This is a genomic window from uncultured Campylobacter sp. (assembly GCF_937997465.1).
In the GTDB taxonomy this organism is placed as follows: Bacteria; Campylobacterota; Campylobacteria; order Campylobacterales; family Campylobacteraceae; genus Campylobacter_A.
Map to the genome: position 1 here is coordinate 1 of NZ_CALKTQ010000286.1, position 11,759 is coordinate 11,759.

Annotated in this window: 11 protein-coding genes; 4 read left to right on the forward strand and 7 right to left on the reverse strand. The window is 46.1% G+C overall.

Features of this window, described 5'->3' with window-relative positions:
- Positions 1–49: 49 nt before the first annotated feature.
- From Q0546_RS09365 to Q0546_RS09375, 3 genes are read right to left on the reverse strand one after another with little or no spacing between them, the layout of a single operon-like run.
- Positions 50–805, reverse strand: coding sequence for an ABC transporter ATP-binding protein (locus tag Q0546_RS09365; RefSeq protein ID WP_298792468.1), 756 nt, complete (start codon positions 803–805; stop codon positions 50–52).
- Positions 802–2,367: a DUF1007 family protein gene (locus Q0546_RS09370; RefSeq protein ID WP_298792470.1), complete on the reverse strand. Its 1,566-nt coding sequence runs from the start codon at positions 2,365–2,367 to the stop codon at positions 802–804. The genes Q0546_RS09365 and Q0546_RS09370 overlap by 4 nt, the downstream gene beginning before the upstream one ends.
- On the reverse strand, positions 2,368–3,291 hold the full coding sequence (locus tag Q0546_RS09375) for a zinc ABC transporter substrate-binding protein (RefSeq protein WP_298792473.1): 924 nt from the start codon (positions 3,289–3,291) through the stop codon (positions 2,368–2,370).
- A 112-nt stretch (positions 3,292–3,403) separates the two neighbouring features.
- On the opposite strand from Q0546_RS09375, the gene Q0546_RS09380 reads away from it, so the two are divergent.
- The gene (locus Q0546_RS09380; RefSeq protein WP_002951633.1) at positions 3,404–3,778 is read left to right on the forward strand and encodes a transcriptional repressor; all 375 of its coding nucleotides are present in this window, start codon (positions 3,404–3,406) and stop codon (positions 3,776–3,778) included.
- Between the two features lie 152 nt (positions 3,779–3,930).
- Here the strand turns inward: Q0546_RS09380 and Q0546_RS09385 are convergent, their stop codons facing one another.
- On the reverse strand, positions 3,931–4,326 hold the full coding sequence (locus tag Q0546_RS09385; RefSeq protein WP_298792475.1) for a thioesterase family protein: 396 nt from the start codon (positions 4,324–4,326) through the stop codon (positions 3,931–3,933).
- A 51-nt stretch (positions 4,327–4,377) separates the two neighbouring features.
- On the opposite strand from Q0546_RS09385, the gene Q0546_RS09390 reads away from it, so the two are divergent.
- Genes Q0546_RS09390 through Q0546_RS09400 form a run of 3 tightly spaced genes read left to right on the forward strand, consistent with a single transcriptional unit; the run spans position 4,378 to position 8,457 of the window.
- On the forward strand, positions 4,378–5,097 hold the full coding sequence (locus Q0546_RS09390) for a class I SAM-dependent methyltransferase (protein ID WP_298792477.1): 720 nt from the start codon (positions 4,378–4,380) through the stop codon (positions 5,095–5,097).
- Positions 5,098–5,140: 43 nt separating this feature from the next.
- Positions 5,141–6,025 (forward strand): cytochrome c peroxidase, encoded by an 885-nt coding sequence (locus tag Q0546_RS09395; protein ID WP_298792478.1) that lies wholly within the window; start codon positions 5,141–5,143, stop codon positions 6,023–6,025.
- Positions 6,022–8,457 (forward strand): EAL domain-containing protein, encoded by a 2,436-nt coding sequence (locus tag Q0546_RS09400; RefSeq protein WP_298792480.1) that lies wholly within the window; start codon positions 6,022–6,024, stop codon positions 8,455–8,457. The genes Q0546_RS09395 and Q0546_RS09400 overlap by 4 nt, the downstream gene beginning before the upstream one ends.
- Positions 8,458–8,523: 66 nt before the next feature.
- Here Q0546_RS09400 and Q0546_RS09405 read toward each other — a convergent pair whose 3' ends face one another.
- The 3 genes from Q0546_RS09405 to Q0546_RS09415 all read right to left on the reverse strand — a co-directional run bounded on the left by Q0546_RS09405 (position 8,524) and on the right by Q0546_RS09415 (position 11,625).
- Positions 8,524–8,661, reverse strand: a complete 138-nt coding sequence (locus Q0546_RS09405; protein ID WP_002949443.1) for a hypothetical protein — start codon at positions 8,659–8,661, stop codon at positions 8,524–8,526.
- A gap of 96 nt (positions 8,662–8,757) precedes the next feature.
- Positions 8,758–9,303, reverse strand: coding sequence for a DUF1523 family protein (locus tag Q0546_RS09410; RefSeq protein WP_298792486.1), 546 nt, complete (start codon positions 9,301–9,303; stop codon positions 8,758–8,760).
- 75 nt (positions 9,304–9,378) lie between these two features.
- Complete coding sequence (locus Q0546_RS09415) at positions 9,379–11,625, reverse strand: nitric-oxide reductase large subunit (protein ID WP_298792487.1); 2,247 nt, start codon at positions 11,623–11,625, stop codon at positions 9,379–9,381.
- Positions 11,626–11,759: the final 134 nt, after the last annotated feature.

Below are 11,759 nucleotides of genomic sequence, written 5' to 3' on the forward strand. Positions count from 1 at the left end.
TTTTTGCAAACTCATTCAAAGACGCTCAAAAGACAAGCCGCTGCTAAATTTAGTGACGTCCGCAGCCACATTCCTTTAACGCCACCTCCACATCGCAAAAATGCCTATGATCTCTCGCCAAATGCTCGATAAAATCCTGCTTGGAGCCGTGCGAGATCTCATGCATAAAAAGATCGTGATTGACGTAGGCGACTTTGGTGGCGAAATTTAGCGTCAAATTTACGTCGTGGCTGATGAGCACGACGCCCGTGCCGTCAGCATTTATCTGCTTTAGCAGCCTATAAACATCGGCCTGGCCTTTCGTATCGATGCTGGCGGTTGGTTCGTCTAGCATCAAAATTTTAGCCTTCGCGCAAAGCGCACGCGCGATATAGACGCGTTGGCGCTGTCCTCCGCTTAGCTCGCCGATCTTTCGCCGCGTAAATTCGCCCATCCCGACGCGCTCGAGCGCCGCTTCGGCCTCTGTCTTGTCGTCCTTTCCGTAAAATCCAAATAGCTTTTTATCTATCCGCCCCATCAAAACGACCTCGAGCACGCGCATCGGGAAGCTTTGATTTATCGGGATATTTTGCGGGACGTAGCCCACGGCCTTGCTCACGCTAGCGGGTTCCTGACCGAACACCTCGATCGTCCCGCCGCTTGGCTTGTTTAGGCCTAGCATTAGCTTTAAAAGCGTGCTTTTACCGCCGCCGTTTGGGCCTATGACGGCTAGAAAATCCTTGCAGTCGTATTCTAAATTTATGCCCTCAAACACGAGGTTCTCATCGTAACCGAAGCTCAAATTTCGCACCGAAATGTCGCTCATAAAACGCTCACCTTACCCGAAATATAAAACATAAAAACGCCAAGCCCAAGCATCACAAAAAGCGCGGCAAACTCGCAGCAAGTCCGCAGCGCGCGAAATCTCACTGCGCCCTTTAGCTTAAAGCCGCAAACGGCCGCCAGAAATATCACCGCACCCATCCCAATCCCCATAAACAGGCCGCTAGCAAGCCCCGCCGCGTAGCTGTTTAGGCTAAATGCTAGCACGAAAACCAGCAGTGTGCCAGGACACGGCACGAGCGAGCCAGCTAGTACCACCAGCCACTCGCTAGCTGTTTTTGGCGCCTCGTTAGAGGCCCTACAGGCTGCGCAGCCGCACTCGCTTTCGTGGGCGATAGGGCTAAATTTGACGGAATTTGCGCTCAAATTTGGCACGGAGTTTAAATTTGAACCAAAAACTTTACTCGCCCCATTTGCGCCTTTTTCGCCCGAGACAGGCGCGGCGGCAAAGCTAAATTTAGGCTTTAGCGCCGTTTTTTTAATCTTAGCATAGATCATATAAAGGCTCACACAAACGATCGTTACGGCCGAGATTTTCGTCATCGCGCCCGCTATGTCGCTGACCTTGTCCGTCAAAAACGCGTTTAAAAAAACGTAGCTAAAAAGCACGAGCAAAAACGCTCCCGTAACGTGCGCGAATCCGACCTTCATCGCAAAAACCAGCGCGCGCGAGTAGCTGCCGCCGTTTGCGACGAAGTAGCTAGCCGTTAGCATCTTTGCATGCCCAGGGCCAGCTGCGTGCAAAAATCCGTAAAAAAAGCTGACCGCGGCTAGCAAGGCGAAATTTAGCGCGTTTAGCTCGGCGCTGTTTATCTTGATGAGCTCTTTTAAGCGCTCTAAAAACTGAAGGCTCATACCCGAAACGGAGTCAAATTTCGCCCTATCCTCGGCGTCTATTTGTTCTAAATTTTGCTTATTTTTTGGCTTAACCAGCGAGCTAAGCTCGGGCTTTGCAGGCTCTATTTTAGGCGCTTTTGAGGTCATCTCAAAAAATGCCGTACTCAAATTTACGTTTGGCACGAGATAAATTTTATCCGTGAGTGCGTAGGGCTGGGGCGAGCTTATTTTAAAGTTAAAAAATCCCTCGTGGTCAAAAACCTCGACCGTGACGACGCGGCCGTCCTTGACCGCTAAATTTAGCTCTAAAATATACTCGAAATTTAGCCTGCCCCCATCCAGATAAACCCGCTGCGAGAGCGTTTTGGTATGCAGGTTTACGGTCTCGCCCGCGCCGTCGTAGTAACCCACGCTAGTTAGATATCCGCGCGGCACGATGTAGTCGAGCAGGGATTTTTGCACCTTCCACGCTTCGTTTTTGCTAAGCGCTTTGTCGGCATTTTCGTCGTAGCTTTGTAGCGTTAGTTCGGTGAAATTTTCAGAAAACGTCCATGTTACGACGGCTGTTTTTATCATGTCGCCTTGCAGGTTAAATTTAATGTCGGCATGCGCGGTCGGAGTGTAAAGCGAGCACAGAGCGCAGGCGTGCGCAAAGCTAAAAAAGGACGCAAAAAGCGCGAAAATAGCGAGTATGCGTCCAAATTTCATTTATAGGCTCTTTGCGAAAATTTGCGCCGTTTTGCGTAGCTCGGCATCCCAATCAAGCGGCAGCTGATCGATCTCTACGACGCTAGCACCGCTTTCTTTAGCGATGGTTTGCGCAGCTTTTTTAGAAAACTGCGGAGCGACGAAAATGACCTTCACGCCGTGCTCTTTGGCTTCCTCGATGAGCTCTTTTAGCTCGGCCGGTTTTGGTTCTTTGCCATCCACTTCGATCGCGATTTGCTCTAGATCGTAGCGCTTAGCAAAGTAGCCCCAAGACGGGTGATAGACGATAAATTCGCGGTTTTTGACGTTTGCTAGAGTATTTTTAATAAAGCCGTCAAGCTCGTCAAGCTTAGCTTCAAATTTAGCCAAATTCGCCTCAAAAAGCGCCTTGTTCTCAGGATATTTTTCGATTAGCGCGGCGGCGATATTTTTAGCTTGGACTTTTACCAAAACGGGATCTAGCCAGATGTGCGGGTCAAATTCGCCGTGGTGATGCTCGTGATCGTGGTGGTCATGGCCTGCATGCTCGTGTTTATGCTCGTGGGCTGCGTGCTCGTGCTTGGCGTCATGATGATCGTGGTCCGCGTGCTCGTGGTGGCCTTCAAATTTGATTTTTTCTACGCCCTCATCGGTTTTTACGATTTTGAGATTTGGATAAGATTTTTGAAATTTCGGCAGCCAAGCCTCCTCAAACTCGATCCCGATAGCAAAATATAGATCGCTTTTTTCAAGCGCGGTCATCTGTTTTGGCTTTGGTTCGTACGTGTGCGGATCGGCTCCTTTGCCTACCATTACGTTTACCTCGACCGCGTCGCCTGCGATTTGCTTGACGAAATAATGCTGCGGCAAAATACTGACGCTAACTTGCCCTTTGGCGTATAACGCGACTAAGCCCAAACATAAAAACGCGAAAATTTTTCTCATTTTTATCCTTTCCGTGTTAAAATTTGGGCGAAATTATATCAAAAGCAACTTAGTTGCAAATTAATTTTTCTCAAGGTATAATACCCTAAAATTCTTAACGCGGAGGAAAAATATGGGCGAAAATTTGGAAGAAAAAGCCGGTTTTGAGGAGCTTTTAACGAAAAATGATATCAAAATCACTCCGCTTAGACTTGAGATTTTGCACATTTTACACGCCGCCGCCGCACCGCTTAGTTATGATGAAATTTTAGCGCAAATCGACGCGAACAAAACCACGTTTTACCGCTGTATGGACCTTTTTGAAGCTAAGGGCATCGTGCTAAAAAGCGAAAATAACCGCAAAAATTTCTACGAGCTTGAAAGCGGGGCAAAGGCGTATTTCGTCTGCGACGTCTGCCACAAGATGACAAACATCGACATGCCTCGTCTAAAACAAAATCACGTCAAAAGCGTCGTGGTTAAGGGTGTTTGCGACGAGTGCTTTTAAATTTTTCGCTTAAATTTGACGGCAAATTTTGCAGCTTAAATCCGCTTGCCGAGCAAATTTTGTCGCAAATTTTATAAAAATACGATCTACTAAATTTAAAGCGGCCGCTTAGTCAAATTTAAAAACTCAAATTTAACGCTGGCGATTTAAAACTAATCCTCGTAAAGCTTTGCAATCTCTGGCGGTATCGCGATCGGACGACCGCGCGCAAGATCAAAAAACACGTAAGTCGTCACCGCGCTAGCGACAGGTACGCCGTCCTTGCTAAACTCGTAAAAACGCTTAGAGCAGCTTCTTTTTTCGGGCTGCGTCCATGTTTTCACACTCACTTTATCGCCCAAAAACAGCTGCCCGAGGTAGTCTATCTCGTGCCTGCGCACCATCCACGTGCGGTTTTGCGCGAGATTTGTCTCGATGAGGTCGCCAACGGCGTTTGAGTGCGCGTTGGCCACTTCTTGCATCCAAATCACGTAATGGGCGTTGTTTGCGTGATGGTTCACGTCGATGGCATCCTCGCCCACGGTAAATTCGTAGTAAAAAATTTTCATTTTCGCTCCTAAAAACGCTAAAATTGTAGCAAAAATTTAAAGGCAAACAAAATGAAAGAGATGTGGGACAAAAAGGCGGCGAACTATCCGCGATTTACGGGCGAGCCTAGCGTTTTTCATAGAGGGCTTTACGCTAAGATCGCCGAGTTTGGCGTCAAATTTGAGGGCAAAAGCGTCGTGGATATAGGCTGTGGCACGGGCGTGCATACGCTGTTTTTGGCGCAAATTTGCCGCGAGATAACGGGTATGGATATCTCGGGCGAGATGCTCAAAGTCATGGTTGAAGACGCGGTCAAATTTAATATTTCAAATTTAACCGCCGTTCAAAGCGATTTTAAAAACTTTAATCCAAACTGCGTTTACGACGTGGCTTTCAGTACAATGAGCCCCGCGATCGCGGACGAGGAGGATTTTGTCAAATTTATAAATTTGGGCGAAAAAAGGGTCTATCTTTGGTGGAACAAACCGCGTTATTCAAGCGTTTTGGAGCTTTTTTACGAGGGCTCGCAGAGAGGGTGCTTTAAAGAAAAGGCAAATTTTTTCGAAGAGTACTTGCGCCGCGAAAATATCGCTTTTAACTCCTGCGTGCTCGAGGAGTCTCGCGAGCAAAAACGCACGCTTGAAGAGATGACGCAAAACGCGCTTTGGCATTTACAAATCGCAAATTTTACGCACGATGAAAATGCGGTCAGATCGCGGCTAGAAAGCATCGCGCAGGACGGTTTCGTGACAGAAAAAATCGTCTCCTCAATGAAGCTTTTAGTTTTTTAAGATATAATCGCTTTATTTATTTAAAATTTAAAAAGGATTTTAGTTGTCGCGAGCGTTTTTGCAGATATTTTCGTGCGTTTTATACTTCTTTTGCATTCAAACTTTCGCCGCTTCGCACGTTTTATCTCCGGTCGCTCAGCCGAAATTTGACGAACAAAAAGCCAGACTAGGCAAGGAGCTGTTTTTCGATGCCTCGATAAGCCCGAGTGGAACGCTATCTTGCGAGAAATGCCATAATCTTTACTGGGACTTAAGCGGCACGAGTAAAAAAAACGTAAAAATCTCCGCCGATGAGGAGATTAGCCCGCCAACTGCGCTAAACTCGGCGTTAAATTTTATCTTTTTTAAAAACGGCGAAGTTAAGGATATAGCCGAGCAGGTTAGACAGAGCTTGACCGGTAAAAATCAGCTTGCTAGCGAGCCGAAATTTCTAGTCCAAAAGGTAAATCAAAACTCCGTTTATAGGAATAAATTTGAAGAGCTTTATGAGGATGGGGTAAGCTTTGAAAGTATCGTCGATGCGCTGGTAAATTTTGAAAAGGCCCTCATCACGCCAAACGCCAAATTCGACAAATTTATCAGCGGCGACGAGAGCGTTTTCGACGATGAGGAAAAGCGCGGATTTGAGCTTTTTAAAACAATCGGCTGCATAAACTGCCACAGCGGCGCAAATATAGGCGCAAATCTCTACTACGAGCTAAAATTTGACGCAGACGGCAACAAAACCGGCCGCTACAAAGTACCCAGCCTGCGAAATATCGAAAAAACCGCGCCGTATCTTTATAGCGGCGAGCTAGCCGATCTAAAAGAGGCGCTAAAAATAATCGCTAAAATGCGTATAAACTACGATCTGAGCGGCGAGCAGACGCATGCGCTTTATAAATTCTTGCTGACTTTAAGCGGCGAAAAACCGGAAATTTTAAAATGAAACACAAGATAATCTTTCATAAAATTTTATTTTTTACTATCGTTTGTATCGTATTTTTCGGTACCGTGATGACCTATAAGGCTACTAAGGACTTAGTAACCGCTTATGAGTGGAAAGGCACGATAGAAAAGGTAATGGATGCTAACGACGAGGCGAATTTCTTGCTCGAAAAAAGCCTTCTAGAGGCCGACTACGACGCGATCATGCGCCATACGGCGGAGTTTCAAAAGGCTCTAAAAAAGCTTGATTCAAGCAATCTAATCTCCTTTGAAAAGCTAGCGTTAAACGAAAAAACTTTTAGCGAGCTAGAGGAGGCGGTTGAAAAAAGAGTCGAGCTAACCGACAAATTTAACTCCGTGACGATAATGGCAAAGCTCGTTTATAACGAAATAATCTTAAAATTCGAGGCTTTAGACGGGCTGTATTTTAACGAGCTGATTCCGCAAATTTTGATGTTTAGATACGACTTAAACACCGATCTGGCGGCACCTAAAAAGCTTTTAAACGAGTATTTAAAGAACCCAAAACTAACTAAAAACGACGTAGGATTTTTATCGAGCGCGCAAAAACTGATCGGCCACTACGAGCAGGCGCAAAAGCTTTATAGAGATATAATTTCGCTCGGAATTTACAAAAAACTATCCGACCTCAAAGAAAGTAGCGAGCGCTACATACAAAACGTCTTATCAAATTTACGTAGGACGATGGCGCTAGTGTTTGTGTTGTTTGGGCTTGCGTCGATATTTGTTTATATTTCTTATGCTAGAGCTAGAAACAACATCAGACTACTAAACCGTTTCGAGCAAGCCGTCGATAATAGCTTTAACGCCATAACCTTTACCGACCTAGATAGAAAGGTCAAATACGTAAATAAAATTTTCGAGCAAAATTTCGGATATAAATTTGAGGAGCTAAAAGATCAAAATATAAACATCATCAAGTCGCATCAGCACTCAAACGAATTTTATCAAGATATGCTAAAAACGATAGAATCGGATCAAATTTGGCGATCCGACGAGCTAATAAGCAGAACAAAAAGCGGCGAACTCATATACGAGCAGGTTATTTTCTCTCCGCTTTTTAACGAAAGCGGCGACAAAGACGGCTACATGTCGATCAAATTTGATAAAACCAAAGAGATCGCGATGACAAAAGAGCTCGAAAACAAAAACAAAGAGCTGAAAAACGAAGCGCTAAAAGACAAGCTAACGGGGCTTGGTAGTTATTTTGCTCTGACGCAAAGGATGGAGCAGGGCTCGGGCGGCATGATCATCTATATAAACATTAACAACTTTATGGATTTTCGGTTTTTTTATAAAACAAAGACCGTGGACGCCATCATTGCTTCATTTGCGACGACGCTTCAGCTTTGTATCGACACTTATAAGATTGACGCGAACATTTATAGAGTGCAGTTTGATGAGTTTTGTATCTGGTACGGCGGTGACGATGCAGAGCGGGTCGTACGTAAATTTATCGATTATTTTAAGGCAAATAATCTCTATATCACGGTTGAGGGGGCACGCGAGTTTATCCCTAATATCAAAATAACCATCGGCGTTAGCCTGCCTCAAGACACTCCGCAAACAAACCGCCTAACTCAAGCCATGCTAGCTCACCACGAAGCTAAGCAAAACGGCGAAACGGTGCAGTTTTACACCGAAAACAGCCACATAGAGCAGCAGTATTACCACAACCAAATCATGTCGCGCACCATCGAAAACGCGCTATATAACGATACCGTGATCGTCGAGTGTCAGCCGATCTACGACGTATCTGGTGAAACGGCGCGGGTCAAATACTACGAAGTGCTCGTGCGCCTCATCGACGAAAACGGCAAGATCCGCTATCCGGGCGAGTTTTTGGACATAGCAAAGAAAATTTCGCTTTATAACGATATCACGAAAAAGGTCATCGAGCACGTATTTAGGCTAGTTGAGAAGTTTACGAATACAAGCTTTTCTATGAACCTTTCTAGCAGCGATATCGCAAACGAAAGCATAAGGGATCTCATCGAGAAAAAGCTACGCGTCTGCTCAAGGCCTGAGCACGTGTATTTTGAGATATTAGAGAGCGAGGGCGTGGATGATTATAAGATCGTAAATGACTTCATCAACAAGATCCGCGCCTACGACTGCAAAATTTCGATCGATGATTTCGGTAGCGGGTACTCAAACTACTACCGCATCTTGGAGCTTGATATCGACACGATCAAGATCGACGGCTCAATCATCAAAAAGCTACCCTACGACAAAAATGCTAGGTATCTACTGCAAACTATCATCGACTTTGCCGGAAGACAGGGCTACAACGTCGTGGCGGAGTTTGTAAGCTCAGAGGAGATCCTCGCCGAGATAAAGAAATTTGGCATAAAATACGCGCAGGGATTTTTGCTAGGCAAGCCGACCTCGCCGAGCAATATCGAGGAGTAAAGCGCGCGGTGGCTTTGCGCCGTTAAATTTAGCTCGTCTTAGTCAAATTTGCCCGCTCAAATTTGACTAATCCTGTATCCAGACCGCCAAAAATCCGAGCAAAAATATAACCAAAAATAATCCCGCCTGAAAATAAAAATTCTTTTTTAAATTTTCATTTATCAGAGCGCAAAGCTCGGAAATAAAGATGTATAGCTCGCTCACGCATATCCTTTGGGCGCAAATTTTACGTCAAATTTGCCGCCCTCGCAGAGTCAAATTTGAGTGAGCCATTAAAAAACGACTCAAATTTAGCTTGTATTATAAATTTGAGCTTGGCTCGTCTTTAAATTTCCTTCTAACAAAAGTGGCGCAAACCGCAAACGAAACCACCGTCAAAGCGTAAAATATATAGCTAAAAATAGGATTTGCGCGCGTTTCGCCATCTTTTAGCTTTTTAACCGAAACGGCGTTTCTAAACATATCTAGCATCGCGATACGCCAGCCGTAGTATTTGATCTGCGCCCTGCCTTCGCCCACTAGGCTCTGGGCGGCAGCTTGGACATCGGCGGAGTCAAATTTAAAATAAAGCGGCAAGCCCCAGCCCGTGTCCTCGTTTCGATACGGCATCACCTTCGTTCCGTTAATCTCGCGCGTGTAGATAAAATACGTATTTCGCGTCAAATCATCAGATTGATTTCGGTTGTCAGAAAAATCGTCTTTGTCCATGCGCCTAACCTCGCCGCCCGTGATGACCGCCTCGTCGTAGTGCGGAAAAGCGTAGTTTATCGCCGCAAACGCCAAAACGTGCAGGGCAATCAAGAAGCCAAAGATAAAATTTCGGAGATATTTTTTAAATTTTTGCATTTTCGTCCTTTGGACGAATTTTACAAGATAGAAGTTTAGAAGAAGCTAAGCCCCTAAAACAGGGGCTTAGGCGGATTAGGCTTTGGCCTTGCAGCCGCAGCTTCCCGCGATAAATTTAAGAATCTGGATAAAGAAGCAAACGCCGCCGATGATGAAGATCGTATCACCGATCATCCTTAGCCAGCGTAAATTTTGCAAGTGATCCATTTGCAAGAACTCCGCACTTCTAGCGTACCACATACCGACATCTATCGCAGCGACGGCTTGATAAAGACCGATCGGAAGCAGCGATGCTAAAATCATCAGCATTAGTCCCGCATTTAGCGACCAAAAGCCCACTTTCATCAGCTTGTCGTTAAATTCTTGCCCTTTGAAAAGATAAAGCGCCACGAGCCAAACAAAACCAAGAGCCAAAAATCCGTAAACTCCAAACAGCGCCGCGTGTCCGTGCACCGAAGTGGTGTTTAGGCCCTGGATGTAGAACAAAAATAGCGGCGGGTTGATAAGGAAGCCAAATACGCCCGCACCCAGCATATTCCAAAACGCCACCGCGATAAAGCAGTAAAGCGGCCATTTGAGATTTTTCGCCCAGCTTTGCGCGAACTGAAGCGAATACTGATGGAAGGCCTCTGCTCCAAGAAGCACCAAAGGCACGACCTCAAGCGCGGAAAAGCTAGCGCCCACAGCCATGATCGGAGTGGTCGTTCCGGCAAAATAAAGGTGGTGGAAGGTGCCAGGGATACCGCCGATCAAAAACAAGCTCGCACTTGCCAAGGTCGAATAGGTCGCAAATTTTTTGCCGACTAAGCCTAAAGATGCAAACACGAACGCAAGCGACGCGGTCGCAAACACCTCGAAAAAGCCCTCAACCCAAAGGTGAACGACCCACCAGCGCCAGTATTCCATTACAGGTAGCGGGCTTCTTTGACCGTAAAATAGTCCCGCGCCGTAGAAAAGTCCCACCGCGATAGCAGAAGCCGTAAAGATAGCTAGCAGGTTTTTATCGCCGTCAGCCTTAAATCCGCCGACGAATCCGCGAAGCACGAGCGCCATCCAGATAACAAGACCGACAAACAAAATAAGCTGCCAAACCCTGCCAAGCTCGATATACTCGTATCCTTGGTGTCCCAGCCAAAAGCTAGTAGACGTTTCCATCTTGCCCGCTATCGCCATGTACTCGCCGATAAAGCTACCCACGACTAGGAAAAGCAGCGCGTAGAAAAGCAAATCCACGCCTAGTTTTTGAAATTTAGGATCCTTACCGCCGTTGATGATAGGCGCCAGGAAAAGTCCGGCCGCCAAAAAACCCGTCGCGATCCAGAAAATGCTCGCCTGGATGTGCCAAGTGCGCGCCAAAGAGTACGGGATGTACTGGGATAAATTTATGCCGTAAAACTCCTGTCCCTCGACCGTGTAGTGCGCCACGAAGCCGCCTATCATGATCTGGAAAACAAAAAGAGCTAGCGCTACGAAAAGGTATTTGCCAAGTGCCTTTTGAGACGGGGTCAAATTTAGTCTTGAAAGCGGATCGGCGTCGATAGGAGCGAGCCTTTCGTGATCTTTTTCTCCGTAGAAATTTGAAAACCAAACTAGTAAGCCAACGCCCGCGACTAAAATCGTAACGCTGATAATCGTCCAAAATACGTTTTCTTTCGTCGGAACGTTGTCGATTAGCGGCTCGTGCGGCCAGTTGTTCGTGTACGTAGCCTCGCTATTTGGGCGATTCGTCGCCGTAGCCCAGGTCGCCCAGAAGAAGAAATCATTTAGCTGCTCGCGGTTTTCCTCTTTAGCTAACGTGTTGTTTTTCATCGCGTAGTTTTCGCGTAGCTTTTGGTATTTTGGGTCGTTACCAAAAAGCCCGTTATACTCGTCACGTACTACCTTTGCCGCTGCGATCCTCTCGTCGCTGATCGTTATAACGCCGTTTTTTAGCGTATTCGTGCGGTATTCGCTCTTGGTTAGAGCCTTGATGTTGGCTTGTTGCTCGGCGTTTAGAGCGTCAAATTTAGCTCCGTAAAGCTGAGCGGCCTTAATATCCATAAACGCGACTAGCTCTTTATGTAGCCAATCAGCCGTCCAATCAGGCGCCTGATACGCTCCGTGTCCCCACACCGAGCCGACCTGCATACCGCCGATGCTTTGCCAGGCCTCTTGGCCTTTGTAAATTTGCTCTTGCTCGATTACGATTTTGCCGTTTTTATCGGCAAAACTCACCACCGGCGGCGCTTCGCGGTAAACCTCTACGCCGTAATAGCCGAGTATCCCGAAGGCGATAGTAACGACTGCTACCAGCGCCCACCAATACTTCTTGTATTCACGCATACTTTGTCTCCTTTTGAAAAATTCGGATAAAGTTTATCCAAAATAAATTTGCGCAAAAATGATGTATATCAATAAAAGGACTAAATTTGTCCTTAAAATATGCCTTATATTAAAAAATGTATAATTTCAAAAAT